Genomic DNA, 18804 nt, shown 5'->3' with positions numbered 1-18804 from the left:
CTTGGTAGGCGTGCTTGATAAATCTTTGACGCAACAGCTCACAGCGATCGACGGCGTGGAACTGGACTCTACCGCCACCTTTGCGGATCTGACTACGCTGCGTGTGGGTGGAAAACCGCAGGCCGCACTGCGCTGCTCGCAGCCGGATGCCGCCGTGTCCGTTGTCCGCGCCCTGCATCGCGCTGCGGTGAAGTTCATAGTCGTTGGCGGCGGCTCCAACCTCTTGGTGGCCGATGGCTCCGTGGACGTCGTCGCCGTCATCCTCGACTTTGCTGAGGTGTCCATGGACACCGAATCCGGTCTGGTGCGCGCGCAGGCGGGCGCCAACTGGGATGACGTGGTGGCCCGCTCCGTTCAGCTTGGCCTGGGTGGCATCGAGTGCCTGTCCGGCATCCCCGGCACGGTGGGCGCGGTTCCGGTGCAAAACGTGGGTGCTTATGGCGCGGAAATCTCCGAGGTACTTACCCGCGTGCGCCTCTATAATCGCCGCACCGATACCGATGAGTGGGTCCCCGCCTCCGATCTGGAGCTGGCGTATCGCTATTCCAACTTGAAATTCACCGGCCGCGCCGTCGTGCTCGAGGTAGAACTCCAGCTCAACAACGATGGCTTATCCCGCCCGTTGCGCTTTGGCCAACTTACTCAGAACCCCGGCGAGCGCCGCCCCGTGGCCGAGGTCCGCGAGGAGGTCTTAAAACTGCGCCGCGGCAAGGGCATGGTGCTCGACCCTTCCGATCATGACACCTGGTCCGCCGGCTCTTTCTTTACCAACCCGGTGGTGGACTCCGCTCTTGCCGACGCCGTGCAGGCCAAGGTTCGTGCCTCGCTTGGCGACGCCACCGCAGACTCCATGCCCCGCCACCCCTCCTCCGAGGCCGACCGGGAAAAGCTTTCCGCGGCCTGGCTCATTGATCGCGCCGGGTTTGCCAAGGGCTACCCAGGCTCTGGCCGGGCTACGCTTTCGACAAAGCACACGCTGGCGCTTACCAACCGCGGCGAGGCTACGGCTGCCGATATCGTGGACCTTGCCCGCACCATCCGCGATGGCGTCCGCGATGCTTTCGGCGTGGAGCTCGTGCCCGAACCCGTCTGGATTGGCCTCGCCCTCGACGAGTAGCGTGGGGTTGCCCCTGCACACTGGGGCCTAAAACCTATAAAGCAGCCACGATAGCGCCCTAAACCACACGGTTTTCGGGTCTATCGTGGCCGCTTTGCGGGCGTGGCGCCTGTCGCGTTTGTCGCGCCCGCGAAGGTTTCTGGATTAGGCCGCCATGACCTGAAGCCACTCATCCTTAGCACCTAGGAAAGCGCGGGCCGCCTCCTGCGCACCCTCCAGGCTGTGGTGCGCACCCCAGCCGCACTGCTCTTCGTTGGCTGCGGGTACCTCGGTGGCGTTAAGAATATCGTTGAGCGCGCCTTCTACCGCGCGCAGCAGCTCGTCTTGTTCCATGCCATTAGTGATGGCGTAGAAGCCGGTACGGCAGCCCATTGGGGCAAAACCGATGAGCTTATCGGTGTAATTGCGCATGAAGTTGGCCATCATGTGCTCCACCGAATGCAGCGCCTTGGTATCAAGGTGATCCTGATTAGGCTGGCAGAAGCGCAAGTCGTACTTAATGATTTCGACGCCGCCACCCAAATCCGTGCGGTCGGCCACGCGAATATACGGTGCGCTGACGAGGCGGTGGTCGAGTTCGAAGGACTTCACGTTGAGCTTCTTATCATTCTGTTCAGTCATGCTTCTCCAGTGTAATCACAGCTGAGTGTCACTTCCTGAAATAGATTCTTTACCGCATACGCTGGGATAATATGAGCACACTGGACGATTCCGCCGAGGTTCCTGGCGCCGCGAACATGGCGGCCGACGATCTGTCTGCTGGCGACCCGTCCGCCACTGCACGGCCGAGCGCTTCAGCCACTCCGGTAAGAGAATCCGTCTATGAGGGCGCGGATAAAATCGTGCTGAGCACTGCGCCCACCATGGTCAAGATTGAAGGCCACACCGAAAATGTCGATCCGTTGGCCCGCGGCAACCGCCTGCGTAAGGAAAGCTGGGGGCTGGTGCTCCGCCGCGTGTGGGCGGACTTCTTCCACGATGCCTTGATGGATCGCGCCGCCACGATGACGTACTTCACGCTTATGGCCTTTGCCCCTACGGTGCTCGCGGCCTATTCGATAGCGACGCTCATCTTCTCCTCGCGGCGTGCCGAGGTACACGATTTAACTTCGCAGTTCATTGCAGACTACGTGCCCAGTTCGATGACGGAGCAGGCCGAGCACCTCGTCGGTTCCATCATTGGTTCCACCGCCCAAGGCACCTTCGCGCTGGTGGTATCCGTGCTGGTCTCTCTTTTTGCCGCCTCGGCTTATGTGCGTGCCTTCTCGCGCACCGCCAATACCGTCTACGGGCGGGTAGAGGGCCGCGGAATAATCCGCACCTGGGCACTCATGTGGGGGCTTACTATCGTCCTGGTCATCGGCGCGGTGATCGTGCTTTTTGCTAACCTGCTGCGCGATACCATTGTCAGCGGTGTGGTCGAACCGCTGGCCGGCAAGCTAGAGATGCAAGGCGCCGCGGATTTTTTGGGCGGCATCTTTATGCCGGTGTGGAATTGGCTGCGCTTCCCACTCACCGTGGTGGTCGTGCTGACGTTGATTGCCATCCTGTATCACTTTTCCCCGAATGTGCGGCCGGCGCGCTTCCGCTGGATAACTCTCGGCTCCGTGGTGGCGCTTAGCACCAATGTCGTGGTGTGGGGAGCCTTCGCGCTGTATACCCAGCGCTTTGCTGGGGCCAGCGTCTACGGCGCCTTCAGCCTCATTATGGCCGTATTCATGGCCGTATGGCTATCTAATACGATGCTCATTTTGGGCATCAAAATCGATGCGGAGGTATTGCGCGCCAAAGAGCTGCAACTGGGTCTGCACGCCGCGCGGCATATTCAGGCCCCGCCGCGTTCCGATGCCGCCGCCAAATCCCAAGCCCGTGCCCAACATGACCTAGAAGAGAGGTCCGAGCGCATCTACAAACAAGCGGTGCGCAAAGCAGAAAACGACGCAGACTAGTCGCGGTGAAGGCGGGCGAGGAGATCGCGCCGGACATCGCGGCGGCGCAGCTTGCCTAGCTGATCGCCGGCAAGCTTATCCATGGCAAAGAATCGTTGCGGCACCTTATAACGCGCCAGCAGCCCGCGGCAATGCTCGCGCAAGGCAGCTTCGTCGACCCGGGCGCCGGGGGCTAGGACCACGCAGGCAGCGACGTCCTCAGAACCATCGGAGCGGGGAGTGCCTACGACGGCGGCTTGGGCGATATCGGGGTGGGAGGTTAAGGCCTCCTCAACCTCGCCGGGATAAACATTGAATCCGCCGGTAATGATGATTTCTTTAATGCGGCCCACCAACCGGATATGGCCATCGGGTTCGCGCACGCCCATGTCTCCTGTGCGGAACCAACCTTCATGGAAGGCGGCTGAGGTAGCGGGGGCGTCGGCAAGGTAGCCGCCAAAAACCTGCGGGCCGCGGGCGAGGATCTCGCCGGCCACGCCATCCGGTTGGGTGCGGCTGAGATCGGCAGGATCGCCGATGCGCAGCTGCGTATCCGGCAGCGGCAGGCCGATGGTGCCGGCGCGCCGGGTGTCATCAAGGGGATTGATGGTCAGCACGGGAGAGGTTTCCGTCAGCCCATAACCTTCCACCAACATGCCACCGGTGCGTGCCTCCCAGGGGTCGATGATGCGCGAAGGCAACGAGGCCGCGCCCGAGATGGAATAGCGCACCCCGCCGAGATCCGAGGGAGACTCGGAATCAGCGGCAGTGGCAGCGTAGTTCATGGCGCGTTCGTAGATGGTCGGCACGCCCGGCATCCAGGTGGGGCGGCGGGTCGCAAGCGCTTCCGTCACTGCGTCGGTGCGTGGGGTGGCAAGCAGGATGATCTCCGCCGCGCAGCGCACCGCAAGCAGCACGCTCATCGTCAGGCCATAGGAATGGAACATGGGCAACGCGGCCAGGAAGCGCTCATTACCGCGGCGCAGCGGGGCCTGAGTTTCTAGCTGCAAGCAGTTGGCAGCGAGGTTGCCGTGGGTTAAGACCACGCCTTTGGGGCGGGCGGTGGTGCCGGAGGTGTAGAGGATAAGGGCGGCGTCGGCAAGCGTGGCTGGGTGCGGCTCCACCGGGGTGCCGGAAAGCGGAAGCGGATTGGCAAGGGAAACGGAGATGGTGGCCTCCACCTGTGCGGATACGGTGGGGGCGATGTCCTCCCAGGCAATGGCCACGCGGGCGCCATGATGGGCGAGCAGCGGGGTGAGCTCGTGCGCGGTATAGCGCGGGTTATGCTCCACCACCACCGCGCCCAGGCGCAGGATGGCGAAGAATGCCACCACGTGTTGCGGGCAATTAGGGAGCAGGAGCGCCACCCGGTCGCCGGGGCGCACGCCCATCTCGCGCAAGGCGCCGGCCGCGGCCGCCACCTGGGCATCGAGCTCGCTATAGGTTAGCGTGTGGCCGGCGAAGTAGGTGGCCGGGCGCTGTGGAAACTGTGCGACGGCCGCCGTGAGGAAATCCGTCAAGGTAGCGCCATAGTGAATTTCTGCCATAGCCGATAAGTTTAGGCCTTTGCCTCCAACAGCTCGAGTAGGTCCTTGCGCACCTGGTGGCGGCGAATCTTGCCTAGATGGTCGCGCGCCAAATCCTCAAAGTGATAGAACGTGCGCGGGACCTTGTAGCGGGTAAGGCGCTCGCGGCAGAATTCCTTCAATCCCTCGGGATCGAGCACGGCACCATCGCGCAGGGTGACGCAGCCGACGACATCCTCGGAGCCATCCTGGCGGGGGCGACCCACGGCGGCGACGTCCACCACATCGGGGTGCTGCGCGATGGCCTCTTCCACTTCGGCGGGATACACGTTGAAGCCGCCGGTGATAATGATTTCTTTGATGCGGCTGACCAGCTTGATATAGCCATCCGGTTCCATCAGTGCCATATCGCCGGTGCGGAACCAGCCATTGTGGAAAGTCTTTTCGGTGGCGTCGGCATTGCCAAAATAGCCCTGGAAAATTTGCGGACCGCGCGCGAGCATCTCGCCCGGCTGGCCATCGGGTTGGGTTTCATCCAAGTTATCGGGGTTGGCGATGCGCACCTCCGTATCTGGGAAGGGCACGCCCACATAGCCGGGGCGGTGCTTGCCATTCATGGGGTTGGCGGTGAGGACCGGGGAGGTTTCCGTCATGCCAAAGCCCTCCACGAGCCGTCCACCGGTCATGGTTTCCCAGCGCTCCACAATCTCTACAGGCAGCGTGGCCGCGCCGGAAAAGGCGTTGCGAATTCCGCTTAAGTCAACGTCTTTTTCTTCGGCCGCGTCCATGATCTTCTGGTAGAGCGTGGGCACGCCGGGCAGCCAGGTGGGAGTGCGCTTCTTTAGGATGTCCAGGATGAGCGGCATCTGCGGCGAGGGAAGCAGGATGAGCTCGGCGCCCAGGTAGATACTGAAAATGCACAGCGTGGTCATGCCATAGGCGTGGAAGATGGGCAGCGCTGCGAGGAAGCGCTCTTGCTGCTTGCCCATCTGCGGTACCCAGGCTTTGCCTTGGATGGCATTGGCGATGAGGTTGCCATGGGATAATAGTGCGCCCTTGGGCTTGCCGGTGGTACCAGAGGTGTAGAGGATGAGCGCGATATCGTCCGGGGAGATCTCGGGGAAATCGAGGTCCGTGCCGTCGCCGCCGATGGCCGCGCCGATGAGCGTGGACCATTCCACGGTATTGGGGGCAGGGGTGGTCAGCTGCTCTCGTTTGGCAGCCAGCGGTGGGATGGGCAGGCGCAGCGCGAGGCGCTTGAGCGGAGGCATGGCATCTACCATATTGACGGAGATGATGGTCTCCAGCGGGGTAGTCGAGCGCAGTTTTTCCAGCGTGGAGGCGGTCTTATCCCAGGCAATAGCCACGCGCGCGCCATGGTCCTTGAGCAGCCCCTCAAACTCCGGGGCGGTATAAAGCGGGTTGTGCTCGACCACGGTGGCGTCGAGTAGTTGGACCGCATAAAAGGCGGCGATGTGCTGGGGGCAGTTGGGAAGGACGATGGCTACCTTATCGCCCGGGCGAATGCCAAAGGCCTTGAGACCGGCCGCGGCGGCGCGCACCTGGCTATCGAGCTCTGCGTAGGTTTGCGTGCGCCCGAAGAAATAGGTGGCGGATTTATTGGCGTTGACCCGCAGGTTATTGCGGTAGTAGTCGACGATGGTCTTATCGCCGTAGTCCAGCGTGTGTGGGGTCCAGTCGCTGTAGTGCTGGAGCCAGGCTTGGGAGGGGGAAGTGGACACGCGAAAACCTTTCGTTTGGCTACAAAAACTATTTCTGAGGGGATAGTTTATCCCAAACCGAAAGAATCCTTCTAGATTTCTTCCAGCGTCAGCAAAAATCGTTTGGCAGCTAGCCCGCCCGCGTATCCGCCCAGCCCGCCATCGCTACGCAGCACCCGGTGGCACGGCCGCACAATAAGCAGGGGATTGGCGCCGCACGCCCTGCCCACGGCCCGCGTCGCGCCGGGCCGGCCGAGCATCTTGGCGACGTCGCGATACGTGACCTTTTCCCCATAACCAATCTCCGTCAACTGCGCGTGTACGGCCGCGCGAAATTCGGTTGTGGTGGGCGGGTCCAAAGGCAACTCGAAGGCGCGGCGCCGGCCAGCGAAGTACTCCGCAAGCTGCGCCTGCGCCGCATCGAGCACGTCTGTGCTGTGCTTTTCGACGTCCCTTTCATCCGCACTGCCCACCGCTTCCGGCAGGGCGCCGGTTGCGGTGAATTCCACACGGGAAAGCCCCCGCGGGCTCGCCTGCAGGCGCAGGGGTCCGAGGGGGCTATCGATGAGGCGGAACACGCTAGTCCTTTTCGGCCTCGAGGCGGCGGATAAGGTCTGCCTGGACCTCGCGGCGGCGGATCTTGCCCATCTGATCCTTAGCCAGCTCTTCAAAGTGGTAGAAGGTGCGCGGGACCTTGTAGCGGGTAAGGCGTTCGCGGCAGTATTCCTTGAGTCCCTCCGGGTCGAGAGCGGTGCCATCGGCCAAGTCGAGGCAGGCGACGACGTCCTCGGAGCCATCTTCGCGTGGCCGGCCTACCACGGCGACGTCATCAATGCTCGGGTGCTCGCGCAAGATTTCTTCCACCTCGCCCGGATATACGTTGAAGCCGCCGGTGATGATGATCTCCTTGATGCGGCTAACCAGGCGGATGAAGCCATCTTCTTCCATAACGCCCATGTCACCGGTGCGGAACCACTCGCCGTGGAATGCGGCCTCGGTGGCCTCCTCGTTATTGAGGTACCCCTTGAAAATCTGTGGCCCACGCGCCAAAACTTCGCCTTCGGTGCCATCGGGCTGGGTTTCATCGAGGTTATCTGGGTTGGCGATGCGCACCTCGGTATCCGGGAAGGGGATGCCCACGTAGCCGGGGCGGCGGTCGGTGCTCATAGGGTTGCCCACGATGATGGGCGAGCATTCGGTCAGGCCATAGCCTTCCACCAAGAGGCCACCGGTATAGTTCTCCCACTTCTTGACCGTGTCCGAAGGCAAGGTAGAAGCCCCGGAGAAGGCTGCGCGCACGCCCTTGATAGGAATCTGCTGCTCGTCGGCGGCTTTGACGATTCGCTCGTAGAGCGTCGGCACACCCGGCACCCAGGTCGGGGTGTGCTTTTTCATCAGCTGCATAATGAGCGACATATCTGGCTTAGGCAGGATAACCAGCTCGCCGCCGATAAACTGCGCCAGGGTCACGTTCATGGTCAGGCCATAAGCATGGAAGAAGGGGAGGGCGGCGAGCATGCGCTCGGGCTTATCGCCCAAGCCCGGCACCCACGCCTTGCCCTGCAGGAGGTTGGAAAACAGGTTCCCGTGCGAGAGCATGGCGCCCTTCGGGGCGCCGGTGGTACCAGAGGTATACATGATGAGCGCGATGGTGTCCTTGTCCACGTCTTCCGGCGTGGTGATATCGCTGCCGTCGCCACCGATTGCGTTGCCCACCAAAGTTTCCCACGGCACGGTATTTGGCGCCGGGGAAGATAGCTGCTCGCGCTTGGACTTGAGCGGCGGAATAGGCAGGCGCAAAGCGGCGCGCTGCAGGGTGGGCATGGCGTTGATCATGTTGATGGACACGACCGTTTCCAGATTGGTGGTTGCCCGCAGCTTCTCCAGCGTGGGCGCGGCCTTGTCCCAAGCGATGGCGATGCGCGCGCCGTGATCTTGGAAGAGTCCTTCCAGCTCGTGGGCGGTGTAGAGCGGGTTATGCAGTACCACCTGCGCACCGAGCTTCAGAATGGCATAAAACGCCGCGATGTACTGCGGCGAGTTGGGCGCGACGATCGCTACGCGGTCACCTGGCCGCACGCCGAAGGCCTTCAGGCCCGCGGCCGCTGCGCGAACCTGGCGGTCTAGCTCAGCATAGGACTGCGTACGGCCAAAGAAATAGGTAGCCGGCCGATCCGCGTTGATTTTTAGGTTGTTGTCATAAATATCCAGCAGCGTGGTATCGCCGTAGTCCAGCGTATGCGGTGTCCATTCCGGGTAATACTGGAGCCAAGCCTTTGTTTCATATGCGGACAAAACGTGACCTTTCGGTAGCGTAGGTTTCTGGCAGGGGCCAGTATAGCGCCGCTAGAATGGAGCGCCATGCGCATCGCCATGATTTCTATGCATACATCCCCTATCGAGCAGCCTGGCTCAGGGGATGCGGGTGGAATGAACGTCTACGTCCTCAATATTGCCCGCCAATTGGCCCGCCGGGGAATCGAGGTAGACGTCTATACCCGCGCCACCCGGCCCAGCCAAGGCGAAATCATTGCGGTGGAGCCTAGCCTGCGCGTTATCAATATCGTCGCGGGCCCGTACGAGGGGCTAGATAAAGAGGATCTCCCTACCCAGCTGGCCGCTTTCGCCGGCGGCATGGTGCAATTTGCCAAATGGCAGGGTAAAAAATATGACCTTATTCACTCCCACTACTGGCTTTCTGGCCAGGTGGGCTGGCTGTTGCGGGATCTCTGGGGTATCCCGCTTATTCACACAGCGCATACCTTGGCCGCGGTGAAAAACGCCTCGCGGACGGCGGATGACACCTTGGAGTCCGAAGCCCGCCGCATCTGCGAACAGCAATTGGTGGATAACGCGGACTTGCTGGTGGTCAATACCGAGCAAGAAGCCCGCGACTTGGCCGAACATTATGATGCCGAGAGAGCCAATATTCGCGTGGTCTCGCCCGGCGCCGACGTAGAGCTTTTTACCCCTGGCACGGACCGCAATACCGAGCGCTCCCGCCGCGAGTTGGGCATTCCGCTGCACACCAAGGTGGTGGCCTTTGTCGGCCGCTTACAAAAATTCAAAGGCCCGGAGGTACTCATCCGCGCCACGGCCGAGCTCTTCCGCCGCGAGCCGGCCCGCAACCTGCGGGTGGTTATCTGCGGTGGCCCGTCGGGGGCCAATACAGCGCCGGAGGCATATAGGGAGTTGGCGCGTGAGTTGGGCGTCGATAAGCGGGTGCGCTTTTTGGGTGCCCGCCCGCCGGAGGAACTGGTGGGGGTCTACCGCGCGGCTGATATTGTGGCGGTGCCCAGCTATAACGAGTCCTTCGGCCTAGTGTCTCTGGAGGCCCAAGCCTCTGGCACGTCGGTGGTTGCTGCCGCCGTCGGCGGGCTACCCATTGCCGTGGCTGACGGGGAAACTGGCCTGCTGGTGCACTCGCACGATCCGGAGGATTGGGCTGATGCCTTGGCCCGCCTGCTTGACGACGACCCCATGCGCATCGCCATGGGCGAAGCCGCCGTCGCCCACGCCGCGCGTTTTAGCTGGGCCAGCTCCGCCGCAGCGCTCGCAGAAATCTATGACGAGGCCAGCCATATCGAGGTTCCAGACTGCCATCAACGGCGGGCAAGTGGAGACTAAACCTCCTACGCTGGGAGCCATTTCGTGGCATGCTGGAAACATGACTAACGGAAAGCTAATTCTCCTTCGCCATGGCCAATCCAAGTGGAATGAGTCCAACCAGTTCACTGGCTGGGTCGATGTAGACCTGACCGAAAAGGGTGAGGCGGAAGCCAAGCGCGGCGGCGAGCTGCTCGCGCAGGAAGGCATTCTGCCGGACGTCCTTTATACTTCTCTTCTGCGCCGCGCTATCCGCACCGCAAATATCGCGCTCAATGCCGCCGATCGTCACTGGATCCCAGTAGTGCGCGATTGGCGTCTCAACGAGCGCCACTACGGCGCCCTGCAAGGCCTGAATAAGGCTGAGACCAAGGAAGAGTACGGCGAGGAAAAGTTCATGGCATGGCGCCGCTCCTATGACACGCGCCCGCCAGAGCTGGCCGATGACTCCGAATACTCGCAGGCCAATGACCCGCGCTACGCAGACCTAGATAAGGTCCCGCAGACCGAGTGCCTCAAGGATGTTGTCGCCCGCTTTGTGCCGTACTTTGAAGAGGAAATCCTCCCGCGCGCAAAGAAGGGCGAGACCGTGCTCATCGCCGCTCACGGTAACTCCCTGCGCGCACTGGTCAAGCACCTGGACAATATTTCTGATGATGATATTGCCGGATTGAATATCCCCACCGGCATCCCGCTGGTTTATGAGATTACCGAGGACGGCTCGGTAGCAAACCCAGGCGGTACCTACCTGGATCCGGAAGCTGCTGCTGCCGGTGCCGCCGCCGTTGCTGCGCAGGGCGGTAAGTAAGTAACTGCGCTAAAGTCCCCGGGGAGTATTCCCTGGGGACTTTGTGATGGATAGGCTAGACACGTGGAATTGATTCTTTCCTTTGCCGCCGGCGTGGTGGCCTGCGGGTTGGCGCTGCCGGCGATGTCCTGGGCGCGCGGGCGCATTGCGCGCTACCGCCAGGCTACCGATGTCGGGGCCAATCAGGTTACGACGGTTAGCCAGGTGCTGCACTTGGCCGTGCAAGGCTCGCCGACGGCGCTGACGGTGCTGGACCGCAGCCAGGAAATCGTCATGTCTAATCCGGCCGCGCATGAGATGTCCTTGGTGCATGACCGCGCCGTTAACCCAGAGGTATGGGAGACCGCGCAGGAGGTCTTCGAAGACAAGGAGACCCGCACCGTTGACATAGCTATTCCCAAGCGGCGCACGGGACACCGCGTCACGCAGGTCAGGGCGGTGATTAAGCCACTGACTCTTAATGACGGCCGCTTTGTCATCGTCTACGGCACCGATGAAAGCGAAAATGTCCGCATGGAGTCCGCCCGCCGTGACTTCGTGGCGAACGTCTCCCACGAGCTCAAGACACCCGTCGGCGGCATTGCCTTGCTGGCAGAGGCCCTGCTACAAGATCCCGGTGACCAAGAGACCGTGGAGTACTTTGGCAATAAGGTCTATAAGGAAGCCAACCGCATGGCCGATATGGTCAGCGAACTTATCTCCCTGTCCAAGCTGCAGGGCGCCGAGGCCCTGCCGGAGATGGAACCGCTGGCCGTAGATGATCTCATCGATGAAGCCCTCTCGCGCAACCACCTTGCTGCCGAGGCCCGTTCCATCGAGCTCAACCGCGGCGCCTCTGTCGGCGTGCAGGTTAAAGGCGATCGATCCCTGCTGGTAACAGCACTATCCAACCTGGTCTCCAATGCGATTAACTACTCGCCGGAGAAAATGCCGGTGTCTGTCTCCCAAAAGGTGGTGGATGGTGGGGTCGTACTCATCCGCGTCACGGACCGTGGCATTGGCATCGCACCGGATGACCAGAAACGTGTTTTTGAACGCTTCTTCCGTGTAGACCAAGCCCGGTCGCGGCAGACCGGAGGCACTGGCCTAGGATTAGCAATTGTTAAACACGTGGTGGCCAACCATGGTGGCAATATCAAACTATGGTCCCGGCCGGGTACGGGTTCTACATTCACCATTGAATTGCCCATCTACAGGGAAGAAAAGCCAGCGCAGGAAGCTGGCATGAAGGATAATGAGAAAAGGGATGCCGTCGACGCGGCGGCGCCTGGGCTCCCGCGTGCAGTGGCACGCGTTGCAGCACGTCGAAAGGATAAAGCACAATGACCACCATCCTCATCGTTGAAGATGAAGAGTCGCTGGCAGATCCGCTGGCATTCCTCCTCCGCAAGGAAGGTTTTGAGCCCATCATCGCGCATGATGGCCCTACCGCGCTGGAAAAGTTTGCCGCAAACGACATCGATATCGTCCTTTTGGACCTCATGCTGCCCGGCATGTCCGGCACCGAGGTATGCAAACAGCTGCGCACTACTTCGTCCGTGCCCGTCATCATGGTCACCGCGCGCGACTCCGAGATTGATAAGGTCGTCGGCCTCGAGCTGGGCGCCGATGACTACGTCACCAAGCCTTATTCTTCCCGCGAGCTTATCGCCCGCATCCGTGCGGTACTGCGCCGCGGCCATGATTCTGGAGCCGGTGCCGAGGCCGAGGCCGAAGAAGAGGTAGCCGAGCAGATCCTCGAAGGCGGCCGCGTTAAGATGGACGTGGAGCGCCACACCGTTACCGTTGCCGATGAGCCGGTATCCATGCCTCTCAAGGAATTCGACCTCTTGGAGTACCTATTGCGCAACGCCGGCCGCGTGCTCACCCGCGGTCAGCTCATTGACCGCATTTGGGGCGCTGATTATGTCGGCGATACCAAGACGCTCGACGTCCACGTCAAGCGCCTCCGCTCCAAGATTGAGGAACAGCCCTCCCGCCCGAAGCACTTGGTCACGGTGCGCGGTCTGGGCTATAAATTCGAGCTCTAATCTTCCGCCTGCGGGCTTTCCGCCTGCAGGCTCCCGGCCTTCACACTGGCCGGGTGCTGCGTGAGCTGGACGCCGTGTTCGGCCGCCGCCGCTCGGGCCTTGCAGTGCGTGGCCAAAATTTCATAAGACTCGCGGCCCATTAGTGCTACCAGCTCGTCCTCGTGCGACTGCCACATCGGCAGCGGGTTGGCGTGACAGGCGGAATCGGCTGAGCAATACCAATCAAAATCTTCGCCGCCATTGCCCCAGCCGCGACGGTCATACTCGCCTATCTGGGTGCGTAAAATCTCCTGCCCATCCGGGCGTTCTTCATAATCCTCGTACCGGCGCAGCGGTAGCTGCCAGCACACCTCCGGCTTGACCACCGTGAGCTCTTCGCCAGCATCCACCGCCCACTGGTGCAGCGCGCAGCCCGTGCCCGTTGCCCAACCGGTGCGGTTGGCAAAAATGCACGCGCCATCCACAATCGGCGTCTTAAGGGCCGGCTCCGGTTCCCCGTCCTCGCCGTCGAGCTCGTCCCATTCCAGCCACGGCTCTAATTCATCCGTATCGTCTTGCGCGAGGAATTCATCTACCCCCGCTGGGCGCAGCTGCCAATATTCGGCGGGCATGCGCGCGACGGCGTCATAAAGCTGGTCGCGGTCTTCCTCATCAGCCATATAAGCGCCATGCACGCAGCAGCCCACTTCGGGCTGGCGCTTGTCGATGCCCCGGCATGCCGAAGTACCAAACTGGCAGCTGTAGTGCGATTCCACCCATGTCAGGTCGATGGAAAAGACGTGGTGCGGGTCGTTCGGGTTGGTAAATTCAAACCACTCCCGCGGGAAATCGGGGGCCTCTTCGCGGCCTGCTCTTATCGACGCCGCCGCGGGCGAGCTCGCGGGAAAACCTAGATATACCGTGTCAGATTTTGGGCGATTCACACCTAACCACGGTAGACCTACTACGCTATTAGTGTGCGATTAGGTGTATTAGACGTCGGAAGCAATACTGTCCACCTTGTTGCGGTCGATGCCGCGACGGGCGGACGGCCGACTCCGATGAGTGATTGGAAGACCCCGCTCCGGCTGGTAGAACAGCTGGACAAGAAGGGAAACATCCATGAAAAGGGTGTAAAGAAGCTGGTCAGTGCCGTAGCTGAAGCTAGCGAGCTGGGCGAAAAACTTGGCTGCGCTGAATTCATTGCCTTTGCTACCTCGGCGGTGCGCTCCGCGCCCAATTCTGAGGAAGTGCTCGATGAGGTGGAAAAGCATACTGGCGTGCGCCTGCAAATCCTCTCCGGCGTGGAAGAAGCCCAGCTGACCTTCCTCTCCGCGCGTCGCTGGTATGGCTGGTCCGCTGGCCGTATCACCAACCTGGATATCGGCGGCGGCTCGCTGGAGCTTTCCACCGGTACTGATGAGCACCCCGACCTTGCTTTCTCCCTCGACCTAGGTGCCGGCCGGTTGACCCATAATTGGTTCGATACCGACCCACCAGAGAAGAAGAAGGTAAGTGCGCTGCGCGATTTTATTGATGCGGAGCTTGAGGACGTTGCCGCACAGATGAAGGCGATGGGTCCCGCCGGCCTCGCCGTGGGCACCTCTAAAACCTTCCGTACGCTTGCACGACTTACCGGTTCTGCGCCCTCGTCTGCCGGCCCATACGTCAAGCGCACGCTGACTGCACCGGGTCTGCGTCAGTTGATTTCCTTCATCTCCCGCATGACTGCGGCAGACAGAGCGGACCTAGAAGGTGTAAGTTCTAACCGATCGCACCAAATCGTTGCCGGCGCTCTGGTGGCCGAGGCATCCATGCGAGCCTTGGAAATCGAGAAGCTGGAAATCTGCCCATGGGCGCTGCGTGAGGGCGTCATTTTGCGCCGGACCGACAAGGGATTGGAATAGGAAGAGATCATGGCTGACCAGAATAAGTTGACCGTGGCGGAGCTGCTGGCTCGCAATAACAAAGCCCGCGGCGAGAAGGAAAGCAAGAAAGACAACCGTTCTCGTCGCCACCGCCGCAGCCTGGATGAAGGCGGCATTTCCGTTGCCGAGCTGACCGGCAACCTCAAAAAGGTCAAGGCTTCTCCTGCTGAGGCCAAGCACACCTCCGTCTCTATCGACGAAGACGCCCCCGTCATCCGTTCCCCCAAGTCAGCCGAACAGGCCGGTGCCGATTCCGCGAAGAAGCCCGCCGCGGACCCAGCCGCAAAGCCGGCGGCAAAGCGCGCGGCACAGCCCGCAGCTAAGGCGGCGCAGACTACCAAGCCTGCCGCAAAGCCCACCACAAAGACTGCAGCTGCTTCGTCCGCTACTCCGGCTGCCGCTGCTCCGGCCGCACAGAAGCCTTCTGCTACCGGCGCGGCCCCGGACGCGGCGAAGAAGAACCAGCCTTCAGCCGATGACACCGCGGTAATCCAGCGGGTGGATAAGGCGGGCGATGCTAAGCCTGCTGCGGCAAAGCCTGCTGCGGACACACCAGCGGCAAAGAAGCCAGCCGCGGAGAAGGCCCGCGCTGAAAAGCAGGGCACAGCGAAGCCTGCTGCTGAAAAGCCTAAGGATGATAAGCGCGCGAAGGTAGCCGGAGCGGGAGCTGCGGCAGCGGGCGCTGGAGCGGCAGGTGCTGGAGCGGCCGCGGCGGCGGTGCCGGCGTCGAAGAAGGCGGGCGTCGCCAAGAGCGCAGAGGAAACCGGCAACCTACCCAAGGTCGAGGACAACGAGGATTGGGTGGAAGAAGAGCACGAGAAGCTCAACCCGGTATCCATCCTGCTGATGATTGTCGCGGGCATCCTGCTGGCGATTGTCATCTTCAAGGGCTTTGAGATTCTGTGGGATAACTTCCCACGCCTGGTCGTGGCCGTCCTAGCGCTGTGCGTCACCGCGATTATGGTCGGTGTGACCCACGCGCTGCGCACCGCACGCGATGGTTTCTCCATGTTCCTGGCCGGCTTTACCGGTCTCGTCCTCACCTTCGGCCCGCTGCTATTGGTTATGCTTTAACCCCGCGCTTGTCGATGCCCCGGTTACCCCACGTGGTAGCCGGGGTTCCACATTTTTGGCATGGTGGAGACTATGACAAAGATTGCAATTTTAGGCGGCGGACAAATCGGTGAGGCTTTGACCTCGGGACTCGTAGCTTCGGGCTTTGCGGGCTCGGATATCACGGTTACCAATCGCACCGAATCGCGCAGCCAAGAACTCGAACAGACCTATGGCGTGAATACCACCAGCGATAATGCAGCGGCGGTAGACGGCGCGGACTATATCTTCGCGTGTGTGAAGCCCTACGCCATCCTGGACCTGCTCGAAGGCCTTGAGCCGGCCAAGAATGCCGTGGTCGTGTCCATGGCCGCGGGCCTGACCCTAGAGCAGCTGCAGGATGCGGCGGGCGAAGGCGTGCCGGTGGTGCGCGTTATGCCCAATACCCCCATGTTGGTGCGCCGCGGCATGTGCACCTGCGCGGCCGGCGAGCATGTGAGCGATGCCCAGATGGACGGCGTGCGCGAGCTGCTCGAAGCCGTTGGCGAGGTTGCGGTTATCCCGGAGAAGAATATAGACGCCGCCACCGCGCTGGCAGGCTCCTCGCCGGCCTATTTCTTCCTCGTGGCAGAAGCGCTTGTCGATGCCGGCGTGCAGCTCGGGCTTCCCCGCGACGTCGCCGAGAAGCTTGCCGCCCAGGCCGCAGCCGGCTCTGGTGAGATGTTGGCCAGCTCTGGCCGCTCGGCCACCCAGCTGCGTGCCGGAGTGACCTCGCCGGGCGGCACCACCGCGGCCGCTGTTCGCGAGCTGGAGGAGTCCGGCCTGCGCGGAGCGTTCTACCGCGCGGCAGAGGCCTGCTCCGACAAGGCTAAGGAGCTTGGCTAAAGCTTCCGTGCGCGACCTTCCCGTGGTGGGGGTGTACCCGCCCGGGAGCGTTGGGGCGGGTGTTAAGCAGCGCTTTCGGGGTAAACCCTAATGAATGCTGTGAAGAAATTTGGCACTTGGGTCGCATTAGTCACATGTTTCACGATAGGCTAGGACAAGCACGTGCGTGAAGTCCTGTGGGAGGGGAAGCCTACAGCGCGCACCGAGCTGAAGGGTTAGATATATATGGCAAATGAAGATAAGGGAACCTTTCTGACGATCGCGGAGGTCGCCGAGATTATGCGCGTCTCCAAGATGACCGTCTACCGTTTGGTTCACGCAGGCGAAATGCCGGCTGTTCGCGTTGGACGCTCTTTCCGCGTCCACGAGTCCGCCGTCAACGAGTACTTGGAGGCATCCGTCTACGGAGCCTAGGCTCGCGCCGCACTAGACAGCGCCCACCTCTGCTGGCCATCGTGGTCAGCGGTGGTGGGCGCTGTTCTTTCTCCTGGGCCCTTTTTGGTCACGGGCTGGGGGCTGGGTAAGATGGTGTGCATTCGTGTCGGCTCGCTGATGTGGCCCGCGGTCCGTGTGGCCACGGCGGCAAGAGTGCACCTTCGCCGTTTTAGCGCTGACAAGTTTGACAGTACGTACTATTTGAAAGTGAGGACTCTATGGGTTCCGTCATTAAGAAGCGCCGCAAGCGCATGTCCAAGAAGAAGCACCGCAAGATGCTGCGCCGCACCCGCGTGCAGCGCCGTAAGCTGGGCAAGTAAACCCAGCTCGCTTCTTACCCTCCGCCTTTGTGCGGAGGGTTTTTGCATGTTGCTACAGTCCCTTCCCAGCGCCGACCGCTACCGCAAGCAGTAGCTTAGCGACGGTAGTAGCGCCAGCCGCCATAGGAAAAGGCAGCGGTGGCCAGGGCCGGCAGGCCATAGGTGCGGATAGCGCGGCGCACGGATCGATAGTCGCGCACCAGCCAGCCGCGCTCGCTGGCGATGGTGCGCAGCTTACGGTCTGGATTAATGGCCACGGCGGTACCGACCATGGACAGCATGGGCACGTCGTTGGCGGAATCCGAATACGCGGTGCAGCGCGAAAGGTCCAAGCCCTCGATGGTCGCGAGCGCGGCTACGGCGTGCTTTTTGCCGGGGCCGTGCAGGATATCGCCGACCAGCCGGCCGGTGAACTTGCCATCCTTGACCTCCGCGACGGTGCCGAGCGCTCCCGTAAACCCGAATCGCCGCGCGAGCACCTGCGCTAGCTGCACCGGGGTGGCCGTGACCAACCACACCTGCTGGCCGGCGGCTAAGTGCATTTCTGCTAATTGGGTGGTGCCGGGGTACGCGCGGCGTGCGAGCGAGGCGTCCACGATCTCCTCACATAGCTCGACCAGCTCGTCGACGCTGCGGCCTTTGACAAACTCCAGCGCCTGCGCACGGCCGGCGGCGACGTCCCTGGCATTTTCGCTGCCGGAAACGCGGAACTTAAGCTGTTTCCATGCAATCGGCACGATTTCCGATAGTCGGAAGTAGCGCTTGCGGGCCAACCCGAAGGCGAATTCCACGAGGGAGGAGCCTTGGATGAGGGTATTGTCGACGTCGAAAAACGCCGCCGCGCCCACATCTACCGGTACGTCTGGGTCCTGGGCGGTAATACGCTGCGCGCCCGCCGCGTCATAAGAGCCGGTTACCGAATCCACACCGGAGGCAAAATCCTCTAGATCCAGCCCGAATTCTTCCAATGCCGCCGCGGCCGCGGCTTCGCCGGCGGTGCGCTGGGATTCCTCGTCCAGCGGGGCGAGCGCCTGGTTTTCTAAAAAATTACGCAGATTGCCGCGCGAGGCGGTCCAGTTGGCCAAGAATTCGCGGGGAGTTTCGGGGAACCCTGGGGGAGTGGTAGCGGACACGAGTCAGACAAACAGCTTTCGCAAACGCGGGGTGGACTAACGTGTCCATAGTAATGGTTTCGACCGCCGCCGTCCCTGTGAGGAGAATATGTCTCAGTATCTCGTCGAGCTCATGGTGCGCACCACCTGCGGTTCTTGTGCGCGCGTGAGGGAGCAGATTACCCCCGTTGTCACGCAGGCAGGTGCGGAGCTTGCCGTGCGTAACGTGGATGAGGATGCGGAGCTGGCCATGGAGTTCGGTGATCGCGTACCCGTCGTGGTCATCGACGGCGAAGAGTTCGCCTGCTGGGAAGTAGACAACGCCGAGCTCGCGGCCGAACTAAGCAGATAATTCG

General features: G+C 61.7%; 19 protein-coding genes. 12 read left to right on the top strand and 7 right to left on the bottom strand.

Annotated elements, in window-relative coordinates; translation table 11 throughout:
* Positions 1–10 precede the first annotated feature (10 nt).
* Positions 11–1117, top strand: coding sequence for a UDP-N-acetylmuramate dehydrogenase (locus QP904_RS04520; RefSeq protein ID WP_284835597.1), 1107 nt, complete (start codon positions 11–13; stop codon positions 1115–1117).
* A 144-nt stretch (positions 1118–1261) separates the two neighbouring features.
* On the opposite strand, the gene QP904_RS04515 is transcribed toward QP904_RS04520, so the two are convergent.
* Positions 1262–1738 carry an S-ribosylhomocysteine lyase gene (locus QP904_RS04515; protein WP_023020462.1) on the bottom strand — a complete coding sequence of 159 codons (477 nt, stop codon included), beginning with the start codon at positions 1736–1738 and terminating at the stop codon, positions 1262–1264.
* A gap of 71 nt (positions 1739–1809) precedes the next feature.
* Between QP904_RS04515 and QP904_RS04510 the strand changes: the two genes are divergently transcribed.
* Complete coding sequence (locus QP904_RS04510) at positions 1810–3066, top strand: YihY/virulence factor BrkB family protein (RefSeq protein ID WP_284835596.1); 1257 nt, start codon at positions 1810–1812, stop codon at positions 3064–3066.
* Here QP904_RS04510 and QP904_RS04505 read toward each other — a convergent pair.
* The 4 genes from QP904_RS04505 to QP904_RS04490 all read right to left on the bottom strand — a co-directional run bounded on the left by QP904_RS04505 (position 3063) and on the right by QP904_RS04490 (position 8587).
* On the bottom strand, positions 3063–4592 hold the full coding sequence (locus tag QP904_RS04505; protein WP_284835595.1) for an AMP-binding protein: 1530 nt from the start codon (positions 4590–4592) through the stop codon (positions 3063–3065). The two genes, QP904_RS04510 and QP904_RS04505, sit on opposite strands and share 4 nt — an antisense overlap.
* A gap of 11 nt (positions 4593–4603) precedes the next feature.
* On the bottom strand, positions 4604–6313 hold the full coding sequence (locus tag QP904_RS04500) for a long-chain-fatty-acid--CoA ligase (RefSeq protein ID WP_200288324.1): 1710 nt from the start codon (positions 6311–6313) through the stop codon (positions 4604–4606).
* Between the two features lie 71 nt (positions 6314–6384).
* Positions 6385–6870 (bottom strand): methylated-DNA--[protein]-cysteine S-methyltransferase, encoded by a 486-nt coding sequence (locus tag QP904_RS04495; protein WP_284835594.1) that lies wholly within the window; start codon positions 6868–6870, stop codon positions 6385–6387.
* Between the two features lies 1 nt (position 6871).
* A complete protein-coding gene (locus tag QP904_RS04490) occupies positions 6872–8587 on the bottom strand; it encodes a long-chain-fatty-acid--CoA ligase (RefSeq protein ID WP_200288322.1) in 1716 nt (571 codons plus the stop codon).
* Between the two features lie 66 nt (positions 8588–8653).
* On the opposite strand from QP904_RS04490, the gene mshA reads away from it, so the two are divergent.
* From mshA to QP904_RS04470, 4 genes are all read left to right on the top strand, one after another.
* Positions 8654–9919: a D-inositol-3-phosphate glycosyltransferase gene (gene mshA, locus QP904_RS04485; RefSeq protein ID WP_023020468.1), complete on the top strand. Its 1266-nt coding sequence runs from the start codon at positions 8654–8656 to the stop codon at positions 9917–9919.
* Between the two features lie 40 nt (positions 9920–9959).
* A complete protein-coding gene (locus QP904_RS04480) occupies positions 9960–10706 on the top strand; it encodes a phosphoglyceromutase (RefSeq protein ID WP_023020469.1) in 747 nt (248 codons plus the stop codon).
* Between the two features lie 63 nt (positions 10707–10769).
* Positions 10770–12032: a sensor histidine kinase gene (locus QP904_RS04475; protein WP_200288320.1), complete on the top strand. Its 1263-nt coding sequence runs from the start codon at positions 10770–10772 to the stop codon at positions 12030–12032.
* On the top strand, positions 12029–12736 hold the full coding sequence (locus tag QP904_RS04470; RefSeq protein WP_049358745.1) for a response regulator transcription factor: 708 nt from the start codon (positions 12029–12031) through the stop codon (positions 12734–12736). Before QP904_RS04475 ends, QP904_RS04470 begins: the two co-directional genes overlap by 4 nt.
* Here the strand turns inward: QP904_RS04470 and QP904_RS04465 are convergent.
* Positions 12733–13659: a DUF3109 family protein gene (locus tag QP904_RS04465; RefSeq protein WP_284835593.1), complete on the bottom strand. Its 927-nt coding sequence runs from the start codon at positions 13657–13659 to the stop codon at positions 12733–12735. The two genes, QP904_RS04470 and QP904_RS04465, sit on opposite strands and share 4 nt — an antisense overlap.
* Before the next feature lie 33 nt (positions 13660–13692).
* Between QP904_RS04465 and QP904_RS04460 the strand changes: the two genes are divergently transcribed.
* The 5 genes from QP904_RS04460 to QP904_RS04440 all read left to right on the top strand — a co-directional run bounded on the left by QP904_RS04460 (position 13693) and on the right by QP904_RS04440 (position 17336).
* A complete protein-coding gene (locus QP904_RS04460; RefSeq protein ID WP_080971159.1) occupies positions 13693–14622 on the top strand; it encodes a Ppx/GppA family phosphatase in 930 nt (309 codons plus the stop codon).
* A gap of 9 nt (positions 14623–14631) precedes the next feature.
* Complete coding sequence (locus tag QP904_RS04455; protein ID WP_259824730.1) at positions 14632–15717, top strand: Rv0497 family membrane protein; 1086 nt, start codon at positions 14632–14634, stop codon at positions 15715–15717.
* Positions 15718–15789: 72 nt separating this feature from the next.
* Positions 15790–16581, top strand: coding sequence for a pyrroline-5-carboxylate reductase (proC, locus tag QP904_RS04450; RefSeq protein ID WP_023020475.1), 792 nt, complete (start codon positions 15790–15792; stop codon positions 16579–16581).
* A 225-nt stretch (positions 16582–16806) separates the two neighbouring features.
* Entirely contained in the window at positions 16807–16995 is a 189-nt protein-coding gene (locus QP904_RS04445) for a helix-turn-helix domain-containing protein (RefSeq protein WP_005527601.1), read from the top strand.
* Between the two features lie 239 nt (positions 16996–17234).
* A complete protein-coding gene (locus QP904_RS04440; protein ID WP_003855542.1) occupies positions 17235–17336 on the top strand; it encodes a 30S ribosomal protein bS22 in 102 nt (33 codons plus the stop codon).
* 95 nt (positions 17337–17431) lie between these two features.
* On the opposite strand, the gene QP904_RS04435 is transcribed toward QP904_RS04440, so the two are convergent.
* On the bottom strand, positions 17432–18469 hold the full coding sequence (locus QP904_RS04435) for an HAD family hydrolase (RefSeq protein WP_023020476.1): 1038 nt from the start codon (positions 18467–18469) through the stop codon (positions 17432–17434).
* Between the two features lie 88 nt (positions 18470–18557).
* On the opposite strand from QP904_RS04435, the gene QP904_RS04430 reads away from it, so the two are divergent.
* Positions 18558–18800 carry a glutaredoxin family protein gene (locus QP904_RS04430; RefSeq protein WP_023020477.1) on the top strand — a complete coding sequence of 81 codons (243 nt, stop codon included), beginning with the start codon at positions 18558–18560 and terminating at the stop codon, positions 18798–18800.
* Positions 18801–18804 lie beyond the last annotated feature (4 nt).

It is taken from the genome of Corynebacterium nasorum (assembly GCF_030229765.1).
Lineage (GTDB): Bacteria > Actinomycetota > Actinomycetes > Mycobacteriales > Mycobacteriaceae > Corynebacterium > Corynebacterium kefirresidentii.
Note: the sequence above shows the minus strand (reverse complement) of the source record. Positions and strands in the feature narration are given on the sequence as shown.